Here is an 18,358-nt window from a genome sequence, read left to right as displayed (position 1 = left end):
TGCTTTCATCCCATGCCGTCAGGCCGTGCGGGGTGAGTCTGAGCTGATCAGGCGCTGGTCCGCGTGTCGTCGAGCGCGCCGACCATGTACTGCACCAGTTCGGACGCGTTGGTCTCGCCGGTGCGCTTCTCGGTGACCTTGCGTCCCCGATGCATGACGATGATCCGGTCGGCGACCGCGAACACGTCGGGCATGGTGTGCGTGATCAGGATCACCGGCACGCCCTGGTCGCGCAGGCGCCGGATGAGTTCGAGGACCTTCTGCTGCTCGGGCACGCCCAGATTGTTGGTCGGCTCATCCATGATCATCAGCCGCGCCTTCCAGTAGATGGCGCGGGCGATGGCGACGGCCTGCCGCTGCCCGCCGGACAGGCTCTCGATCGGTTGGGTGAGGCTGGGGAAGCGGATGTCGAGCGCGGCGAGGCTCTGCTCGGCCTGGCCGAGCATCCACTTGTCGTTGAGCGTCTTGACCAGGCCGCCCAGGTATCGGTTCTTCGCCTCGCGGCCGAGGAATATGTTGGCCGGGACGTCGAGGTTGTTGGCGAGCGCGAGGTCCTGGTAGATCGTCTCGATTCCGGCCGAGCGCGCGTCGATCGGCTTGGGGAAGCTCACTGGCCTGCCCTCGAAGCGGATCTCGCCCTCGTCGGGCAGGTGCACGCCCGAAACGCACTTGATCAGCGTCGACTTGCCCGCGCCGTTGTCGCCAAGCAGCGCCACCACCTCGCCAGGGTTGATGTCGAGGCTGACGTCGTTGACGGCAACCAGCCCGCCGAAGCGCTTGACCATGTGGCGGATGGAGAGGATCGGCTCGCTCATGTTCCCCTCCCGCGCCGGCCCAGGATGAGGTCGCGCGACTGGTCGATCAGCACCGCGATGATCACCACGGCCCCCACGACGATGAACTGCCAGAAGGCGGGCACGTTCAGCATCACCAGCCCGGTGGTCAGGACCGCGATGATCAGCGCCCCGATCACCGTGCCGATGATCGAGCCCGCGCCGCCGAACAGGCTGACGCCGCCGATGATCACGGCGGCAATGGAACTGAGCAGCAGCGGGTCGCCGATCACCGCCGAGCCGGCGGTAAAGCGCAGGGTCGAAAGCACACCGGCGACGCCGGCCGTCGAGGCGCTGAGCATGTACAGCTTGATGATGTGACGATCGACTGGGATGCCGGTCCTCAGCGCCGCCTGCATGTTGCCGCCGATGGCGTAGGTGTGCCGACCGAACTGCGTGCGCTTGAGCAGGAACAGGCACACCAGCACGACAACGGCGGTGATCACCACCGGCCAGGCGAGGATGCGGTCCATCGAGCGCAGCAGCTCGCCACTCACTTCCGGCTTGTCGAGGATGTAGAAGCCGCCGCCTTCGCCGCGCACCCAGTAGAACAACGACTCGTTGCCATAGTCGCGGATGCCCTCGGGCAGGCCGATCACCGTGGTGTTTTCCGAGAACAGCAGCGACATGCCGCGCACGATGAAGGAGGTGCCCAGGGTCACGATGAAGGCGGGCACCTTCAGCTTGGCGATGATCAGGCCGTTCACCAGCCCCACGAGCGCCGCGCCGCCGACGCCGGCGACGAAACCGAGCACGACCGACAGGAACAGCGGCACCCCGGCGTTGAACGCGGCGCGGATGGCATGCGCCGACAGCACCGAGGCCAGGCTCATCACCCAGCCGACGCTGAGGTCGATGCCGGCGGCGATGATCACGAAGGTCTGCCCCAGCCCGAGCAGCAGCACCGGCACGATCGCGACCAGGATGTTCTGGCTGTTGCGGACTGACAGGAAGGTGGCGCTGCTGAAGACGCCCACCGCGACGACGAAGAAGACGATCATCAGCGCCAGGAACACCCAGGCCCAGAGCCGGCTGATGAGCAGGATGGCGCGTTTGCCGGCCGAGAGGGCAGGCTCATCGAAGCCTGCCATTGCCTTGCTGTCAGTCACGTGGCCCCCGGAAACTCTAAGATGGAAAGGCCGGAGACGAGCTTGCGCCTCCGGCCCGGCTCAACCGTGGGTCACTTGCCGACCTTGTAGATGAAGCGCGAGTAGTTGGGGTCCGTCACGTTATCCTTGTCGATGATGGCGAAACCCGTCTCGACCCGCTTGGGCAGGCTGGTGACGCCGGCCTTGTCAGCCAGGGCGAACTCGACCGCGAGGTAGCCCATGTCGAACGGCTTCTGGGCGAGCACGAGAGATACCACACCCTTGTTCATCAGCTCGATGGCTTCCGCAGTCGCGTCGTAGGCGACGACCTGCACGTGCCCGCCGAGCCCGGCGTTCACCACGGCATTGCCGGCGCCGCCGGCGCTGAATACGTTGGTGCCGAATACGCCGGCAAGGTCGGGGTTCTGCTCGATGACGGCCGCGGTCTGCTGGGCCGCCTTGTTCTGGTCATCGAGGTTGTAGTCCGGCCCGAGCACCTTGATGTCCGGGAATTCCTTGGCCATCACGTCCTTGAAGCCCTGCTCGCGGCCCTCGACCGAGGAGACGTTGGGGTTGGTGGAGTTGATGTAGACCGTGCCCTTGCCGCCGATCGCCTTGGCGAGACCGCGCGCCGAAATGCGACCGCCTTCCACGTTGTCCGAGCCGATGTAGCTGAGCGGGAACTTCACCGGGCCGTTGGCATAGTCGCCATCGCCCAGGAAGGTGTCGACGGTGATGATCTTGATGCCGGCATCGACGGCTGCCTGCAGCGGGGCGACCATCTGGTCCTTATCGGTGGGAGCGATGATGATGTAGTTGAGGTCGCCGCGCGCCACCAGCGCGTCGAGGATCGGCGTCTGGGCTTCGACGCCCCAGGTCGGAGGCACCTGCGTCACCACCTCGATGCCCAGGTCCTTGGCCGCGGCTTCGACGCCCAGCTGCATCACCTGGTAGAATGGATCGACGACGCCCGGCAGGAAGCCGATCTTGATGTCGGCGGCAGAAACGGCAGTGCTCGAAAGTAACATCGTGCCCAGCAGGGCAGCAGTAATGGCCGACGCGTTCCGCATCGATTCCTCCCCTCGATTGCTCTTGTCTGGCCTCCACTTGGGTCCTCCGGCCAGATGTCTGACAATAGGCGCCGGAAGCCTCAGTTGTAAACGGGCAGGATATGTTCGGGCGGGGCATGAATGTTGTGACGGAGGGTTGTCCTCGTACCGGGCCGAGAGGCTCTCGCCTCCCTCCCCCTTGAGGGGAGGGACAGAGGGAGGGGGTGGCGCGGTGATTACCGATGGACCTCCGCCCCCAGCCCTTTCCGGGGAGCCAGGCGGGACTACCCCAGCCGGATTTCCCGCCCGATTCCGATCGCCTGCAGGAAGGCGCGGTCATGGCTGACCACCAGTAGCGCGCCGTCATAGGCCTTGAGTCCGCCTTCGACAGCGGCGATGGCATGGATATCGAGGTGGTTCGTCGGCTCGTCGAGGATCAGCAGTTCGGGCGGCTGCCCGCTGCCGATGGTGCAGGCGAGCCCGGCGCGCAGCATCTCGCCGCCGCTCAGTTGCCCGACCGGCTTCAGCGCCGCGTCGTTGCGGAACATGAAGCGGGCGAGCGCCGCGCGCGCGGCATTCTCGCCATCGCCGGGATTGAGCCGCAGGTAGTTCTCGCGGATCGTCTCGGTCGGGTCGAGCAGGCCGACCTGCTGGTCGAGCAGCGCGTGGCGGGGCGTGATCCGGATCGCGCCGGAGGCCGGCGCCAGCGCGCCGGTGATCAGGCGCAGCAACGTGGTCTTGCCCGACCCGTTCGGCCCGGTGATGGCCACCCGCTCCGGCCCGATGATCGACAGGCTGACCTCGCGGATGATCGGCGTTCCCCGCGTCGGACCGCCGGTGGCACGGTCCAGCTGCAGCACGGTCGCGCCCCGGGCCAGCCCGGAGGGCTGGAGCTTCACCGCCATCGGCTGGAGTACCTCGATTTCCGCCCTTGCCTCGGCCAGTGCAAGGCTGGCTGCCGCGCGGCGCTTCTCGCCCAGCCGGGCCTGCTCGCCGCCGGTATTCTCGGCGTTCATCTTCATGCCGCCCAGCAGGATGCGCGGGATATCGCCCTTTGCGGCCTTCCGTGCGCCGGCCGAGTCCTTGCGGGCCTTGCGCTCGCGGACAAGCTGCGTCTTGCGGTCGATCGCGTCCAGCGACCGCTCGGCATTGGCGAGGTCGTGCTGGGCAGCAGCGAGTTCCGCCGCCTTGCGCTGTTCGTACAGGTCCCAGCCGCCGCCATAGACGCTGGCGCCGATACCGGTCAGCTCGACGATCTGGTCCATCTGGCGGAGCAGCGCGCGATCGTGGCTGACCACCACCGCGCCGCCGCGCCAACCGGCGAGAAGGGCCGCAATCGCCGCGCGCCCGCCGGCGTCGAGATTGTTGGTCGGCTCGTCGAGCAGCAGCATGTCAGGCTGGGCCACCAGCATTGCCGCGAGCGACAGGCGGGTGTGCTGCCCGCCGCTGAGCGTTGCGACGGGCCGGTCCATGTCGAGCGCTGGCAGGCCGACCTCGGCCAGGGCGGCTTCGATGCGTCCGGGCAGGGCCCAATCCGCCGCGGCGGCATCGTCGAGCGAGCCCTCGCCGCGGTCGAGCCGCGCAAGGCGCGCCAGGTCGTCGGCAATGCTCAGCGCGTCGGCCACTGTCGCCTCGCCGGGCTGCACCAGCTGCCGCAGCATCGCGATCGTGCCCGACACCGCCACCGTGCCGGCGCCAGGCGCCAGTGCGCCGGTGATCAGCCTCAGCAGCGTCGTCTTGCCCGTGCCGTTCCGGCCGATGAGGCCGGTGCGGATGGGACCGAAGGAGAGATCGAGATTGGAGAAGAGTTCGACGCCATCAGGCGTCGTATAGCTCACCGCTTTGAGCGAGATCGAACCGGGCATGCTTGGACTCCGGGTGACGGATCAGGACGAAATGATCGGTCATGCGGAGGTCCATCGGGTACCTGCCTGTGGGGTTACGGATGCGCGGGAAGATAGGGATCGCGTTCCCAATGTCAACCTAGTGCGGATCGATCGTGCGGTTCGCGGCGATGGCGGCGAACCAGTTGGGCGGGCGTTCGATCAGGCGATGGACCACGGGGCGGTCGGGGCCCTGGTGCAGGGCCCGGAGCTTGTCGCCGATGACTTCGTCGGCATGGGTGAGGCGCTGGTTGTGGCGGGCGTATTCGGTCCAGGTCGGGCTCTTGTAGCTCTCGACCCAGAGGTCGGTTTCGGCAAGGTCGCGGCGGAGCGACCACTCCCGGGCGCCGTCGCGGATACGGATGCGCTTGCGGTCGGCCATCACCGTGAGGAACTCGCGTACGTCCTGCGGGCGGATGCGGTACTCGATGCTGATCACGATGGGCCCGGAGCGCGGCTCGATCGGCAGGTTGATCTCGGGCTCCCGCCACCGGTCGGCCGGATCGAGGTCGAGCATCACCCGCGGCGGGATGGCGAAGACGAGGCCGACGGCGGCGCCCAGCAGCAACACGGCAGCGGAGGCGAGCAGGGCCGCGCCGACGCCATCGTGCTCACCGGCCACGCCCCACAGCCAGCTACCCGCGGCCATGCCGGCGAAGGTCGCCGTCTGGTACAGCGACAGGGCCCGGCCGACGACCCAGCGCGGCGTCGAGAGCTGGACGGTGACGTTGAACAGCGTCAGCGCCAGCACCCAGCAGGCGCCCCCGAGAACCAGGGCAAGCGCGGTCAGCCACGGCGACGAACTCACCGCCGTGACCGCCGCGCACACGGCAAAGCCGATGAAGGCGGTGCGGACGATGGTCTCGCTCTGGAAGCGCTCGTTGAGCCGTCCGGTCAGCAGCGCGCCCCCGACCGCGCCGACCCCGAACGTGCCGAGCAGCAGGCCGTAGAGCAAGGGGCCCGCCCCCTCGATCTGGGTGGCCACCACCGGCAGCAGCGCCATCACCGAGATGGCCGAAAAGCCGAACAGGAAGCTGCGCAGCAGCACCTTGGCCAGGTTCGGGGACAGCGCGACATAGCGCAGGCCGGCCAGCATGGCGGCCCCGACCGCCTCACGCGGCAGCCCCGAGGGTGGCGGCGCCGGCCTCCAGCCGAGCAGCACGCCGATCAGTGCCACATAGCTGACCATGTTGACGGCAAAGGCCGCCGCCGCGCCGGCGGCGGCGACGATGATGCCGCCGATGGCCGGGCCGAGGCTACGCGACAGGTTGAACCCGATGGAGTTGAGCGCCACCGCCGCGCCGACGCTCGAGCGGGGCACAAGGTCGCCCACCGACGCCTGCCAGGACGGGTTGTTGAGCGCGGCGCCGCAGCCGATGAGGAAGGTGAAGGTGAGCAGCAGCCAAGGCGTCACCAGCCCGAACCATGCCGTCAGCGTCAGCAGCACCGACACCGCGAACATGAAGACCTGCGCGAACAGCATCACCCGCCGGCGCGGGAAGTTGTCGGCGATGGCGCCGCCGAGCAGCGAGAACAGCATGATCGGCAGCGACGTCGAGGCCTGCACCAGCGCTACGAGGTCGACTGAATTGGTCAGCGCGGTCATCATCCACGCTGCCCCGACGCCCTGAATCAACCCCCCGAAGCTCGAGGCGAAGTTGGCGATCCAGATCTTGCGGAACGTCGGCAGCTGCAGGGGCTGCAATACCGACGGCCGATCCTTGGCCATGCTGCCGGCCTCCGTCCGTTCAGCGCAAGTAGCGCTGGGTCAGGTGCTCCTCGAAGTGCTTCGCATTCAGCTTCTCGCCGGTGGCGCGCTGGATCAGCTCGGGCATCGCGTACTTGCTGGCCTGCTGCCAGACCTTCTCGCGCCGCCACTCGTTGAGACCCACGAAGCGCCCGTTGCGCATGTCCTCGCGAACACTCGGCAGGTCGCGTTCGATCGCCGACCACAGCTGGGACGCGATAAGGGCGCCGAGCGTGTAGCTCGGGAAGTAACCGATCGCCCCGGACGGCCAGTGCACGTCCTGCATCGGGCCATCCCTCATGTTGTCGATGGTGGAGAGGTCAAGGTACTCGCGCATCTTGGCGTCCCAGGCTTCGGGCACATCCCGGGGGGCGAGCGAGCCGTCGATCAACTGCTGCTCCAGCTCGAACCGGAGGATCACGTGCAGCGGATAGGTGGCTTCGTCGGCATCGACGCGGATCAGGCCGCGCTCGATCAGGTGCACATGGGCGAGCACATCTTCGAGGTCCCAGCCCTCCAGCGCCTCGGCGCCGAGCTTTTCGCGGACATGCGGCATCGCCCATTCCCAGAACTCGGGCGAGCGGGCGATCTGCTTTTCGACGAACAGGCTCTGGCTCTCGTGCATAGCCATGCCGCGCGCGCGACCCACCGGCCAGTGCGTCCATTCGTGCGGCAGGTTCTGCTCGTAGAGCCCGTGTCCGGTCTCGTGCATGATGCCCATCAGCGAAGTGATGAACTCGCCCTCGGTATAGCGCGTCGTCATGCGGATATCGGTCGGCACGCCGCCGCAGAACGGGTGGTGCGAGACGTCGAGCCGGCCGTGGTCGAAGTCGAAGCCGACCGCTTCCATCATCACGAGCCCGAGCGCCTTCTGCTTCTCGATTGCGTAGGGCGGGTTGAGCGGCTTCAGCGGCCGGGCCGCGAGCTTTTCCTCCTGCCGCGCCAAGGCCTTGGGGATGAAGTCCTTGAGGAAGAGCTTGAGGTCGGCGAACACCGGCGCGACGTCGGCGACCCGGTTGCCGGGGTCGAACTGCTCCATCAGCGCGTCATAGGGGGAGAGCCCGAGCACGTCGGCGCGCAGCTGCGCTTCCTCGCGCGCCGTCGCCACCACGCCCTCGAAGGCCGGCAGGAAGGTCTTCCAGTCCCCGGACGGGCGGAGCTCGCGCCACAGCTGCTCGCTCCGGATGCGGGCGTTGACCTGCTTGCGCACGAAATCGGCCGAGAGGCAGGTCATGTTGGTATGGACGCGCCGAAACTCCCGGATCGCGAGCTTCTGCATCTCGTCGAGCGGTTCGGCCTCGGCATCCCCGAGCCAGTCCGCCACTTCCGGGGCCGTTGCCATCTCGTGATACATGCCGGCCAGCACGCCCATCGTCTCGGCCCGCTTCTCGCCGCCGCCCACCGGCATCATGACGGCCTCGTCGACACCCAGCATCGATTGCGCGTGCTCGATCGCCTCGAGCCGGCGGTTCAGGCCATCGAGCTTGGTGAAGGCGGAATTGGCGGACATCTGGGACTCCCAATACGAGTGGCCGCTGTTGGTAGCGTCAAATAGCCGGGCATGCCACCCCAAGGCCCTGTCGCAATTGCCGTGCCGGTGTTAGGCACCTGCACACAATGCCAGATTTGCCGATCCTGTTCTCCTTCATCATCGCCGCCTTCGTCGTGGTGATCGTCCCCGGCGTCACCGTCTCGGCGCTGGTCTCGACCGCTCTTGCGCGCGGGATGGCGGCCGGGTTCTGGATGGAGGCCGGCGTGCAGGTCGGCCGCCTCACCATGGTGCTGGTCGTCGCCCTGGCGCTCGAGGCGGTGACCGGGCTCGTCACCTCCGCCTTCGACATCATCAAGTATGCCGGCGCCGCCTATCTGATCTGGCTGGGCTGGGGCTACATCACCAGCCGCCACACCATCGCGACGGACCGACCGGTAGCCGCGCGTTCGCCCCTGCAGCAGGCGGCCGCCGGTTTCCTCGTGCTGTGGAGCAATCCCAAGGCGCTGATCTTCTTCGGCGCCTTCCTGCCGCAATTCGTCAACCCGGCCTATCCGGCCTGGCCGCAGGTGATCGTCCTCGGGCTGATCGAAATGGCTGCCGGTCTCGTGACCGACGGCGTCTACATCTATTTTGCGGCCAGGACCCGTGGCGCGCTCGGCGACGACCGTATGGCCCTCGTCAACCGCGTCGCCGGCGTCATCCTGATCGGTGCCGCCGTCTGGCTCGCTATCCAGCATCACTGAGAGTGAGGTCGCCGCTTCATTTCCCCCTGCGACGTGCTAGGAGTGGCCGCCGTTTTCGGGAGGATGAGATGAGCGTAGTCGACGATATCGCCAAGGTGACCGAGCAGGAGCAGCGGCTGACCTTCAAGGCCTTCAACGAGGAAACCGCCTACGAGATCGGCTCGACGATCCGGGACCTGGCAAAGGCCGACGGCGTCGCCGTGGCCATCGACATCCGCTTCTTCAACCGCCCGCTCTTCTATTTCGCCATGCCTGGCACCAATGCCGACAACCCGGACTGGCTGCGGCGCAAGGGCAATTGCGTCCGCCGCTGGGATCGCTCGTCCTACCTCACCGCGCTGCGCTGGAAGCGCGACAACCGCGCGGTGCAGCCCGACCACAACATCGATCCCACCGAATATGCGGTGCACGGCGGTGCATTTCCGATTCGAATCGAAGGTGTTGGCGTCGTTGGTTCCATCACTGCGTCGGGCCTGCCGCAGCGCGACGACCACGCCTATGTGGTGCGTGCCATCTGCAAGCATCTCGGTATCGATGCCGCAACGCTCGCCCTGGGGCCGGAATCGGCCTGATCCGCCCTGCCGGTAAGACTTCCGCTACATTGCTGTGCTAGGGGCAGGGCCGTTTCGGCGCGGCGGACGCGCGCTTTCGGAGCGTCAGATGAAACTCAACTATGTGCTGCTCGATGTTTTCACCACCACCCGGCTGCAGGGCAACCCGCTCGCCGTGGTGCTGAAGGCCGACGGTCTTCTCGACGACCAGATGCAGGCCATCGCCGCCGAGTTCAACCTCTCCGAGACGGTGTTCATCCACAAGCCGCAGTCGGAACGCCACTCTGCCGCAGTGCGCATCTTCACGCCGAAGGTGGAACTGCCCTTTGCCGGCCACCCGACGGTGGGCGCTGCAGTCGCCCTTGCCATGCAGACCCGGTCGACCGCCGTCCGGCTCGAGGAGAAGGTCGGGGTCATCACCTGCGTCATGGATCGGGTGGACAAGGAGAAGGGGCACGCCCGCTTCGCCCTGCCCAGGCTGCCCGAGGAGATCGGCAAGCCGCCCAGTCACGCGGCTATCGCCACCGCGCTAGGCCTCGAACTCGATGAGATCGGCTGCGGTCCCTACGAGCCCGCCGTCTATTCCGCCGGCAACCCGTTCTATCTCATCCCGATCAAGGATGCGGCGGCGCTCAGGCGCATCCGGGTCGAGCGGCGCGGCTGGGACGAGAACTTCCCCATCGGCCGCGGTTCCATCTACGTCTTCACCCGCACGCCCGACGAGCGCGACAACAACTTCGCCGCCCGCATGTTCGCGCCAGGCATGGGCCTGGGAGAAGATCCGGCGACGGGCTCGGCCGCAGCGGCGCTGATCGGGCTAATCTCCAGGCATGAGGGCAACGGCCAGCACGAGTTCCGCTTGCGCCAGGGTCACGAAATGGGGCGACCGAGCCTCATCTCGATGCAGTTGCGCAAGGACGGCGACGTCCTCACCCATGGCGGAATCGGCGGCGACGCGATCGTCGTCGGCGAGGGCACGCTGAACCTGGGCGACTGATCGCAACGCTGGCCCGCGCCAGGGAATCCGGATACGCTCGCAACCGGGCATCTGGAGGGCTGCGTCGTGTACGTTATTGGTCTCATTCTGTTTTTCATCCACATCGTGGCGTTCGTCGCGGGTGGCGCGAATTCGGTCGTCATGCCGATCATCGGCGGCAAGATGGCGACCGCAACGCCGGACACCAGGGCGGCACTGATCACGATCGCCGACACGCTGGCCAAGGTCGGCAAGGTGGCGATGGGCACGCTGCTGGTCAGCGGCATTCTCGTTCTCTGGCTCAAGTACGACTGGGTCGTCCCGAACGTCTGGTTCTGGGTCAAGATGGCCGGAGTCGTCGCCATGCTGGTGTTCATCAGCCTGAACGAAGTCAACGCCAGGAAGGCGCGCACCGGGGACATGGCCGCCGCGGCGAACTCCAAGCGCTTCGGCCAGCTGACCGCGCTTGCCTTCGCGGTGGTGATCTTCTCGGCGGTCTTCGCCTTCAATTCCAACTGAGGGCGCCTTGGACGCGCTCTCCACCCTGCTGCTGATCGCGCACCTGGTCGGCCTCATGCTGGTGGCGGCGGCCTTTCTGCCGCTGCTCGGCATGATGGGGCAGGGCGCGAGCGCCCCGCAGACCAACCGGCTGCTGACGGCGTTCGGGCACTGGGGCATCATCGTGCTGCTGGTCAGCGGCCCCTTGCTGCTCTGGCAGCGCTATGGCGGGGTCGATGGCCTGAACCACTGGTTCTGGGCCAAGATGGGATTCGTGCTGCTGCTTGCCGCCGGCGTCGTGGTGTCCGCGGTGTCGGCGCGCAAGATGCGGGCCGGCGATCCGGCGGCGACGGCGCGCGTGCGGCTTGGCCGCATCGTCGCGGTTGTCTCCCTGCTGGCAATCGTGGTGTTCGCGGTGCTCACCTTCCGCTGAGATCGGCGCTGGCGGAGGCGGGGCGAGAACCGCCTTGCCAACGCTGCCGAATTCCCGCACTATTCGCGGCGCTAACGGAATATTGCCATGCAGCGCCAGCGCGCCATCGCCATCGCAGTCGCCGAACAGAAGGCTCGGGAGAGCCGGCTGCTCGTTGCCGCTGCCTTGCTGCTGCTGCCGGCCGCCCTGCTTCTCCTTCTTATCAGCCCCTGATAACCGACAGCTCGGATCGCGAGCGGGTGGTCAGGGGATAGCGCGCTAAACAACCGAACGATTTGTCCGGTCGCGATGGTGTTTCTCACCCCGGCCGTTGGATAGGAAAACCGAAATGACCACCGCAGCGGCGCAGAGCAACAAGGACCGCGTCTTCATCTTCGACACTACCCTGCGCGACGGCGAGCAGAGCCCCGGCGCGACGATGACGCTGGAGGAAAAGCTCCAGGTCGCCGAGGCGCTGGACGAGATGGGCGTCGACATCATCGAAGCCGGCTTCCCGATCGCTTCCAACGGCGACTTCGAGGCCGTCGTCGCCGTTGCCAAGCAGGTGAAGAACGCCGTCGTCGCCGGCCTCGCCCGCGCCATTCCCGCCGACATCGCCCGGGCTGGCGAGGCGGTGCGTCACGCCAAACGCGGCCGCATCCACACCTTCGTCTCCACCTCGCCGATCCACCTGGCGCACCAGATGAAGAAGACCGAGGAGCAGGTGCTGGAGATCATCACCGCCACGGTCGCCCAGGCGCGCAACCTGATCGACAATGTCGAGTGGAGCGCCATGGACGCGACGCGCACGCCGATCGACTACCTGGCGCGGTGCGTCGAGCTGGCGATCAAGGCCGGCGCCACCACCATCAACCTGCCTGACACCGTCGGCTATGCCATTCCGGCCGAGCACGAAGCCATGTTCCGCTCGATCATCGAGCGCGTGCCGGGCGCAGACAAGGTGATCTTCTCGGCGCATTGCCACAACGACCTGGGCCTCGCCGTCGCCAACTCGCTGGCCGCCGTCCGCGGTGGGGCGCGGCAGGTCGAATGCACGATCAACGGTCTCGGAGAGCGCGCCGGCAACGCGGCGCTCGAGGAAATCGTCATGGCGCTGCGAACCCGTGGCGACGCCATGCCGTACGAGACGCATATCGACTCGACGCACCTGAGCCGGGCCAGCAAGATCGTCTCGGCCGCCGCCAACTTCCCGGTGCAGTACAACAAGGCGATCGTCGGCAAGAACGCCTTCGCGCACGAGAGCGGCATCCACCAGGACGGCATGCTGAAGAATGCCCAGACCTACGAGATCATGACGCCCGAGAGCGTGGGCATCAAGGAAACCACGCTGGTCATGGGTAAGCACTCCGGCCGCGCCGCCTTCAAGGACAAGTTGAAGGAACTGGGCTACGAGCTGGGCGACAATGCCTTCCAGGAGGCCTTCCAGCGCTTCAAGGACCTGGCTGATAGGAAGAAGCACGTCTACGACGCCGACATCGTCGCGCTGGTCGACGACGAGGCCGGCTCGGTCGACGACCGCATCAAGCTGGTCGACATGGAAGTGGTCTCCAAGACCGGCGGCGTGCATCGCTGCCATCTGACCCTGTCGATCGACGGCACCGATGTCTCGGCGACCTACGACGGCACCGGCTCGGTGGATGCCATCTTCAACGCCATCAAGCAGGCTGTGGGCAAGGACCCGCACCTGGTGCTCTACGCCATCGACGGCGTGACCGGCGGCACCGACGCGCAGGCCAGCGCCCACGTGCGCCTCGAGATGGGCGGCCGCATCGTCTCCGGCAACGCGGCCGAGCCGGATACGCTCGTCGCCTCGGCCCGCGCCTACATCAATGCCTACAATCGCCTGCTGCTCGAGCGCGGCGCGGCGGCGCAGGGGGCAACCGAGGCCGTGGCGAGCTGATACGGCCCACACTGGGCCATGCGGAGCCGCCCCCGGGGCGGCTCTTTTCATTTGCGGAGGATCGCTGGCGGCAGCTTTCAGGCCGTCTCCTGCTGCTTGACGTGCTGCACAGTGGTCAGGCCGCCGAGCAGGCGCGCCGTCAGGTCAACCATGACGTCGGCGCTGACGCCGCCCCGGTCGAGGAGTGGATTGAGTTCGACCAGGTCGAGGGAGCCGACGCGTCCGCTTCGGAACAGCAGGTCCATCACCGTTTCGCCCTGCTCGAGGCTGAGCCCGCCTTGCACCGTCGTGCCGACGCCGGGCGCGAGGCTCGGGTCCATGGCATCGACGTCCAGCGACAGGTGCAGATGCCCGTTCACGGCCTCGATCCGGTCGAGGAAGGTGCGGAGCGGAGCCTCGACCCCGCTCACCCGCAGCACGTCCATGTCGACGACCTGGACGCCGCGCTCATCGATCAGCTGCGCTTCCTCGCAGTCGAGGGCCCGGGCGCCGAGAATCATCACTTTGCGCGGGTCGACCGGCGCGAACCAGCGGGGATCGTTGCAGAACCCCGGCTCGCCGCACAAGCGCGCCAGCGCCATGCCGTGGATGTTCCCGGTCTCGGTCGTCGTCCAGGTGTTGAAGTCGCCGTGCGCGTCGAACCACAGCACGAACAGCGGCCGGTGGTTGTCGCGGCAGTGGCGCGCCACGCCCGCGATGGAGCCCATGGAGATCGAGTGATCGCCGCCGAGGAAGATCGGCCGCGCGCCATGGTCGAGGCTGCGATAGGCCGCCTCGCTCGCCAGCGGCGACAAGGCATCGATCTCGGCCGCCGGCGACAGCTTTCCGGCAGCGGTGATGTCGCCGCGGTCGGCGACGGCGTAGCCGATGCTCGCCAGCCGCTCCGCCAGCCCGGCCGCCCGCAACCCATCGGGCCCCAGCCTCGCACCCCGACACGAGGCGCCGGCATCGGTCGGCAGTCCGATCAGGTCGATGCGATTGCCCGCAACCGGGCGGCGGGGACGGGAGTCGTGGAGCATCCGGAACCTCGATTCAGTTTGCTCCAATGTGGGAGGACAGCGTGCTGGCAAACAGTCACAATAGTGCTAGATATGCGCAGTCAATTGCGCAGAGTGACGGTCAGGAATGTCGGAAAGTACATTCAGCCTCGACGACCTCGACCACCGGCTGATCGCGCTCCTGCGGACGGACGGGCGCCTGCCCGTCGCCAAGCTCGCGACGGAACTGGGGGTATCCCGTGCCACGGTCACCGCGCGCATGGAGCGGCTGGTCAAGACCGGCGCGATCGCCGGCTACACGGTGATGCTGCGGACACCCGGGCGCCGCGACGCAGTGCGCGCCATCACCATGGTCGAGATCGACGGCAGGAATTCGGAGGCGGTGATCCGCCGCCTCGCCGGCTTTCCCGAGATTCGCACGCTCTACACCACCAACGGCCGCTGGGACGTAGTGGCCGAAAGCGAGACGCCGACCCTGCGCGAGTTCGACGACCTGCTGCGCCGGATCCGGCAGGTCGATGGCATCGCCAATACCGAAACCAGCATCCTGCTGGCGGCGCGCAAGGAACTGGGCTGAAGCGCGGCGCCGGCGTTGCGCCCGCCGGTGCAGTGCGCCGCAACCTGTCCGGCGCGGACCCCACGTTTGTTTGTCTTGTGCGTGCTCGCGCGCCGATCCATCCTCCGCTCGAAGTCACTTCAGGGTTGGAACCTCAGATGAACCGCAAGTCGTTTGCCCTCGCCGTGGCGCTGACCGGGGCCATGGCCATGACCGGCGCACAGGGCGCCGAAACCGCGACGGCCATTTTCGCCGGCGGCTGCTTCTGGTCGGTGGAGAGCGACTTCGACCACGCCCCGGGCGTCATCTCCACCACCTCCGGCTATATCGGCGGCCACGTGCCCAACCCGACCTACGAGCAGGTGGTGACCGAAATCACCGGCCACCGCGAAGCAGTGAAGGTCGAGTACGATCCCGCCGTGACCAGCTACGAGAAGCTGGTCGATACCTACTTCCACCTGATCGATCCGATCGAAAGCCGTGGCCAGTTCTGCGATTTCGGCGAGAGCTACACGACGGCCATCTATGTCGGAAACGCCGACGAACTGAAGATCGCCGAGGCTGGCAAGGAGGCGACCGCGCAGGCGCTCGGCAAGCCCGTGGCCACCGTTATCGCCATGGCGCCGACCTTCTACCCGGCCGAGGACTACCACCAGAACTTCTGGGAGAAGAGCGACATCTATCCCTTCAGCGGTCTGCCCAGCAACGTCCACTACGCCCGCTATCGCGCCGGCTGCGGCAAGAACGCCCAGGTCGAAGCCATCTGGGGCAAGGATGCATTCCGCGGCCTGAACGGGCACGCGTGAACGGGGGGAGTCAGGAAGCAGGAAAGGGAAACTAGAAATTAGGAAGTAGAAACTAGGAAGTAGAATGTGGCACGAACTGCCACCTAACTTCTAACTTCTAACTTCTACTTTCCAGTTTTCAACTCCTGCCCTCAGCTCAGGTCCGGTGTCTGCTCGGCCGCGGTCTGCGTGTGCGGGTCGGCGGCCAGGGCCACTTCCGCCTGTTCGTCCGAGGCGGCCAGCATCTTGTTGATGGCGACCTTCGCCTTCTCGGTGATGTCGCGCAGGGCGTTGAGATAGTCGGGCGTCGACACCCAGGCGCGCATCTGCAGCACGATCTTGTCGCCCACGAAAGTCTCGACATGCACGGCCGGCGGCGGATCGCCCTGTACGCGCTTGTCGGTCGTGGCGATTCTCAGCATCGTCTTGCGCGCCGCCGCGACATTGATCGTGTCGGGCACCGTCACGTTGACGTCGATGCGCCGTCGGGTTTCGCGACTGTGGTTGGTGATCGCGCCCGACCACAGCGTCTGGTTCGGCACGAAGATATAGAGCCCGCTGGTCGAGCGCAGGCGGGTGCCGAACAGCCCGATCTCCACGACGACGCCGGCGACGCCGTTTCCCACCACGTATTCGCCGATAGCGATCGGCCGCTGCCAGATCAGCATGATGCCCGCCGCGATGTTGGACAGCGTGTTCTGCAACGCCAGGGCGATGGCAAGGCCGGCGGCTCCGATCACGGCATAGATGGACGTGCTGGACACGCCGATGAAGCTCAGTGCCGTCACGAGGGCGAAGATCAGCACGCCATAGCGGGCCACCTGGCTCAGCAGCGGCGCGAAATTCCTGTCCACGCCCGAGGCCCGGGGGAGGAGAGCCTGCACCAGTCGCGACAACATCCGCGACAGATACCAGCCGAGCGCCAGCACGATGATCGCGGAGATGATGCCGCCCGAGTTGGCCAGCAGCCAGCGCCAGATCGTGGAGAGGAAATCGACCGAGTCGTTTACGGCTTCGTGCATGGATTCGGCTTTGTCTGTTTGCAGTTGCGAGGTCCAAGCTTAGCAGGCTGGCGAAAGCAGGAAAGTTTGCAATCGGTGCTGGACAAGCCGGACTCACCCTGATAGTCACCCGCCTCGGCCCGGGTGCATAGCTCAGATGGTAGAGCAGCTGACTCTTAATCAGCGGGTCCAAGGTTCGAGTCCTTGTGCACCCACCAATCCCCCGATTGGTGTTCCAATCCGCGGCATGGCGACCACCGAACCGGTGGTCGATGTCGTGCCGACCCACGGCCGGGAACCAATCGACCCTGCCGGGACTTGTGCGGCCAAAGGCCAGCTACCGCCTTCACAAGTTCGTCTCGGCCCACTACATAGCCGCCAGCGCCCGCACTCATCACAAGAGATACTGAATGCCCTTTGGCCTTGACGCATCGGCTTTCGCGGCATTCTTCCAGGTTATCGTCATCGACCTGGTCCTCGCCGGCGACAACGCCGTCGTCATCGGGCTCGCTGCTGCGGGGCTGCCCTCGGACCTGCGCCGCAAGGCCATCCTGATCGGCATCATCGCCGCGACCATCCTGCGTATAGGTTTTGCGCTGATCACCACGCAGCTGCTGTCGCTGGGCGGCGGCCTGCTGGTCGCCGGCGGCCTGCTGCTGCTCTGGGTCTGCTGGAAGATGTACCGCGAGCTGTCGGTCTCCCACGACGAGGAGGAGGACGCGGCCGAGGCGCTCGCTAATGCCGACCTGAACAAGGACGGTACGGTGTCCGGCAAGGCGCGGCGCAAGACGCTGGGCCAGGCCGTTTGGCAGATCGTCATCGCGGACGTGTCGATGTCGCTCGACAACGTGCTCGCGGTTGCCGGCGCCGCGCAGCACCATGAAGTGGCGCTCATCTTCGGCCTCGGCCTGTCGGTCCTGCTGATGGGCGTTGCCGCGACCCTGGTCGCGGGCCTCCTGCACCGCTACCGCTGGATCGCTTGGTTGGGGCTGGTGGTCATCCTCTATGTCGCGGTCAAGATGCTCTACGAGGGTGCCGACCAGGTGCTCGGTCACACCCTGCCGATGATTCCGCTGATCAAGGGGGCCGCGCCCGTGGCGCTGCCGCACTGAGGGGTCGGCTCTACCGCCCGATCAGCATGTCCACGCGCGCCTTGAAGCGCGCGATGCGGCCCATAACCATGCCGTCGTCATAGTCGTCGGTGACCTTGGTGTAGTACTTTTCCATCACCACGTAATCCTGCCCGAACACCTGCTGGCGCAGGTATGCCGTCTGCTCGTAGCCGTAGCGGCGGAGCAGGGCGAGGGCGACCTCGTTCTCCGGACGGACCCAGGTGAAGGCCTTGTGGAACCTGCCGTTGTCCCAATGCTCGTCGAAGATGCGCATGCCGTGCAAGCCGAGGCGGGTCTGGCGGTGCGAGGGGAAGATCCAGCTCCAGTAGCGGAAGATGGCCCCCAGGTCCGGTCCCGAGATCAGGCCGCCGCCCGGCTCGCCGTCGACGGTCAGCGCGATAACGTGGAAGGGATCGATGCGCTGCAGCGAGCGCAGGAACCCCAGTGTCATCCGGCGCTTCTCGTGGGCCTTGAACGCTTCGTTGTAGAAGGGGAACTCATCGATGACGGCCATCAGCTCGTGATGGATGAGATCGAGATCGCTGGCGGTCGCCGCGCGGTAGCCGAGTTCGGGCATGTGAATCCCCAGTCATAGGGTCGCCACAGTGCCGCCTACTGTCCGACGGCCCGTTATAGCGGTCTGCGCACCGCGGCTAAAGCACGAGAAGTGGTATTCTTGCTGGCATCGGTCGGCTTGGTTAAAACGGCTCGCA

19 protein-coding genes and 1 tRNA gene are annotated in these 18,358 nt (G+C 66.6%); 11 read left to right on the top strand and 9 right to left on the bottom strand.

Annotated elements, in window-relative coordinates:
* Nucleotides 1-47: 47 nt before the first annotated feature.
* The 6 genes from J0I99_RS03250 to J0I99_RS03225 form a co-directional block, all read right to left on the bottom strand.
* Nucleotides 48-815, bottom strand: coding sequence for an ATP-binding cassette domain-containing protein (locus J0I99_RS03250; RefSeq protein ID WP_291392774.1), 768 nt, complete (start codon nt 813-815; stop codon nt 48-50).
* Nucleotides 812-1,942: an ABC transporter permease gene (locus tag J0I99_RS03245; protein ID WP_291395764.1), complete on the bottom strand. Its 1,131-nt coding sequence runs from the start codon at nt 1,940-1,942 to the stop codon at nt 812-814. The genes J0I99_RS03250 and J0I99_RS03245 overlap by 4 nt, the downstream gene beginning before the upstream one ends.
* A 71-nt stretch (nt 1,943-2,013) precedes the next feature.
* Nucleotides 2,014-2,991 carry an ABC transporter substrate-binding protein gene (locus J0I99_RS03240; protein ID WP_291390320.1) on the bottom strand — a complete coding sequence of 326 codons (978 nt, stop codon included), beginning with the start codon at nt 2,989-2,991 and terminating at the stop codon, nt 2,014-2,016.
* Nucleotides 2,992-3,254: 263 nt separating this feature from the next.
* The gene (locus tag J0I99_RS03235; protein WP_291395762.1) at nt 3,255-4,835 is read right to left on the bottom strand and encodes an ABC-F family ATP-binding cassette domain-containing protein; all 1,581 of its coding nucleotides are present in this window, start codon (nt 4,833-4,835) and stop codon (nt 3,255-3,257) included.
* A gap of 118 nt (nt 4,836-4,953) precedes the next feature.
* A complete protein-coding gene (locus J0I99_RS03230; RefSeq protein WP_291395760.1) occupies nt 4,954-6,582 on the bottom strand; it encodes an MFS transporter in 1,629 nt (542 codons plus the stop codon).
* Between the two features lie 19 nt (nt 6,583-6,601).
* Entirely contained in the window at nt 6,602-8,110 is a 1,509-nt protein-coding gene (locus tag J0I99_RS03225) for a carboxypeptidase M32 (protein WP_291395758.1), read from the bottom strand.
* Between the two features lie 107 nt (nt 8,111-8,217).
* On the opposite strand from J0I99_RS03225, the gene J0I99_RS03220 reads away from it, so the two are divergent.
* The 7 genes from J0I99_RS03220 to J0I99_RS03190 all read left to right on the top strand — a co-directional run bounded on the left by J0I99_RS03220 (nt 8,218) and on the right by J0I99_RS03190 (nt 13,193).
* Entirely contained in the window at nt 8,218-8,835 is a 618-nt protein-coding gene (locus J0I99_RS03220) for a LysE family translocator (RefSeq protein WP_291395755.1), read from the top strand.
* A gap of 68 nt (nt 8,836-8,903) precedes the next feature.
* Nucleotides 8,904-9,407, top strand: coding sequence for a heme-degrading domain-containing protein (locus J0I99_RS03215; protein ID WP_291395754.1), 504 nt, complete (start codon nt 8,904-8,906; stop codon nt 9,405-9,407).
* Nucleotides 9,408-9,495: 88 nt separating this feature from the next.
* Nucleotides 9,496-10,383 (top strand): PhzF family phenazine biosynthesis protein, encoded by an 888-nt coding sequence (locus tag J0I99_RS03210; RefSeq protein ID WP_291395751.1) that lies wholly within the window; start codon nt 9,496-9,498, stop codon nt 10,381-10,383.
* A 66-nt stretch (nt 10,384-10,449) separates the two neighbouring features.
* Nucleotides 10,450-10,881 (top strand): hypothetical protein, encoded by a 432-nt coding sequence (locus J0I99_RS03205; RefSeq protein ID WP_291391481.1) that lies wholly within the window; start codon nt 10,450-10,452, stop codon nt 10,879-10,881.
* Between the two features lie 7 nt (nt 10,882-10,888).
* A complete protein-coding gene (locus J0I99_RS03200) occupies nt 10,889-11,293 on the top strand; it encodes a hypothetical protein (protein ID WP_291395749.1) in 405 nt (134 codons plus the stop codon).
* Nucleotides 11,294-11,380: 87 nt separating this feature from the next.
* Nucleotides 11,381-11,506 carry a hypothetical protein gene (locus tag J0I99_RS03195; protein WP_291391479.1) on the top strand — a complete coding sequence of 42 codons (126 nt, stop codon included), beginning with the start codon at nt 11,381-11,383 and terminating at the stop codon, nt 11,504-11,506.
* A 115-nt stretch (nt 11,507-11,621) separates the two neighbouring features.
* The gene (locus tag J0I99_RS03190) at nt 11,622-13,193 is read left to right on the top strand and encodes a 2-isopropylmalate synthase (protein WP_291391478.1); all 1,572 of its coding nucleotides are present in this window, start codon (nt 11,622-11,624) and stop codon (nt 13,191-13,193) included.
* A 77-nt stretch (nt 13,194-13,270) separates the two neighbouring features.
* Here the strand turns inward: J0I99_RS03190 and J0I99_RS03185 are convergent, their stop codons facing one another.
* Nucleotides 13,271-14,212: an arginase gene (locus J0I99_RS03185; RefSeq protein WP_291395747.1), complete on the bottom strand. Its 942-nt coding sequence runs from the start codon at nt 14,210-14,212 to the stop codon at nt 13,271-13,273.
* Between the two features lie 106 nt (nt 14,213-14,318).
* Between J0I99_RS03185 and J0I99_RS03180 the strand changes: the two genes are divergently transcribed.
* Together J0I99_RS03180 and msrA are read left to right on the top strand one after the other, a co-directional pair.
* A complete protein-coding gene (locus tag J0I99_RS03180; protein WP_291391476.1) occupies nt 14,319-14,768 on the top strand; it encodes an Lrp/AsnC family transcriptional regulator in 450 nt (149 codons plus the stop codon).
* A gap of 137 nt (nt 14,769-14,905) precedes the next feature.
* A complete protein-coding gene (msrA, locus tag J0I99_RS03175) occupies nt 14,906-15,553 on the top strand; it encodes a peptide-methionine (S)-S-oxide reductase MsrA (protein ID WP_291395745.1) in 648 nt (215 codons plus the stop codon).
* Between the two features lie 131 nt (nt 15,554-15,684).
* Here msrA and J0I99_RS03170 read toward each other — a convergent pair whose 3' ends face one another.
* Complete coding sequence (locus J0I99_RS03170) at nt 15,685-16,554, bottom strand: mechanosensitive ion channel domain-containing protein (protein WP_291395743.1); 870 nt, start codon at nt 16,552-16,554, stop codon at nt 15,685-15,687.
* 121 nt (nt 16,555-16,675) lie between these two features.
* Here J0I99_RS03170 and J0I99_RS03165 point away from each other — a divergent pair.
* A tRNA-Lys gene (locus tag J0I99_RS03165) sits at nt 16,676-16,751 on the top strand.
* Nucleotides 16,752-16,943: 192 nt separating this feature from the next.
* Nucleotides 16,944-17,645: a YjbE family putative metal transport protein gene (locus J0I99_RS03160; protein ID WP_291395741.1), complete on the top strand. Its 702-nt coding sequence runs from the start codon at nt 16,944-16,946 to the stop codon at nt 17,643-17,645.
* 10 nt (nt 17,646-17,655) lie between these two features.
* Here J0I99_RS03160 and J0I99_RS03155 read toward each other — a convergent pair whose 3' ends face one another.
* Nucleotides 17,656-18,222: a hypothetical protein gene (locus J0I99_RS03155; protein WP_291391472.1), complete on the bottom strand. Its 567-nt coding sequence runs from the start codon at nt 18,220-18,222 to the stop codon at nt 17,656-17,658.
* Nucleotides 18,223-18,358 lie beyond the last annotated feature (136 nt).

Origin of the sequence: Devosia sp. (genome assembly GCF_017307495.1) — a bacterium.
Classification (GTDB): Bacteria; Pseudomonadota; Alphaproteobacteria; order Rhizobiales; family Devosiaceae; genus Devosia_A.
Note: the sequence above shows the minus strand (reverse complement) of the source record. Positions and strands in the feature narration are given on the sequence as shown.

Bases quoted from the DNA above. Each gene is read 5' to 3' on its own strand.
- J0I99_RS03160 (WP_291395741.1), top strand. From the start codon at position 16,944: ATGCCCTTTGGCCTTGACGCATCGGCTTTCGCGGCATTCTTCCAGGTT.
- msrA (WP_291395745.1), top strand. From the start codon at position 14,906: ATGAACCGCAAGTCGTTTGCCCTCGCCGTGGCGCTGACCGGGGCCATG.
- J0I99_RS03235 (WP_291395762.1), bottom strand. From the start codon at position 4,835: ATGCCCGGTTCGATCTCGCTCAAAGCGGTGAGCTATACGACGCCTGAT.
- J0I99_RS03185 (WP_291395747.1), bottom strand. From the start codon at position 14,212: ATGCTCCACGACTCCCGTCCCCGCCGCCCGGTTGCGGGCAATCGCATC.
- J0I99_RS03180 (WP_291391476.1), top strand. From the start codon at position 14,319: ATGTCGGAAAGTACATTCAGCCTCGACGACCTCGACCACCGGCTGATC.
- J0I99_RS03215 (WP_291395754.1), top strand. From the start codon at position 8,904: ATGAGCGTAGTCGACGATATCGCCAAGGTGACCGAGCAGGAGCAGCGG.
- J0I99_RS03210 (WP_291395751.1), top strand. From the start codon at position 9,496: ATGAAACTCAACTATGTGCTGCTCGATGTTTTCACCACCACCCGGCTG.
- J0I99_RS03250 (WP_291392774.1), bottom strand. From the start codon at position 815: ATGAGCGAGCCGATCCTCTCCATCCGCCACATGGTCAAGCGCTTCGGC.
- J0I99_RS03220 (WP_291395755.1), top strand. From the start codon at position 8,218: ATGCCAGATTTGCCGATCCTGTTCTCCTTCATCATCGCCGCCTTCGTC.
- J0I99_RS03155 (WP_291391472.1), bottom strand. From the start codon at position 18,222: ATGCCCGAACTCGGCTACCGCGCGGCGACCGCCAGCGATCTCGATCTC.
- J0I99_RS03195 (WP_291391479.1), top strand. From the start codon at position 11,381: ATGCAGCGCCAGCGCGCCATCGCCATCGCAGTCGCCGAACAGAAGGCT.
- J0I99_RS03230 (WP_291395760.1), bottom strand. From the start codon at position 6,582: ATGGCCAAGGATCGGCCGTCGGTATTGCAGCCCCTGCAGCTGCCGACG.
- J0I99_RS03170 (WP_291395743.1), bottom strand. From the start codon at position 16,554: ATGCACGAAGCCGTAAACGACTCGGTCGATTTCCTCTCCACGATCTGG.
- J0I99_RS03225 (WP_291395758.1), bottom strand. From the start codon at position 8,110: ATGTCCGCCAATTCCGCCTTCACCAAGCTCGATGGCCTGAACCGCCGG.
- J0I99_RS03240 (WP_291390320.1), bottom strand. From the start codon at position 2,991: ATGCGGAACGCGTCGGCCATTACTGCTGCCCTGCTGGGCACGATGTTA.
- J0I99_RS03190 (WP_291391478.1), top strand. From the start codon at position 11,622: ATGACCACCGCAGCGGCGCAGAGCAACAAGGACCGCGTCTTCATCTTC.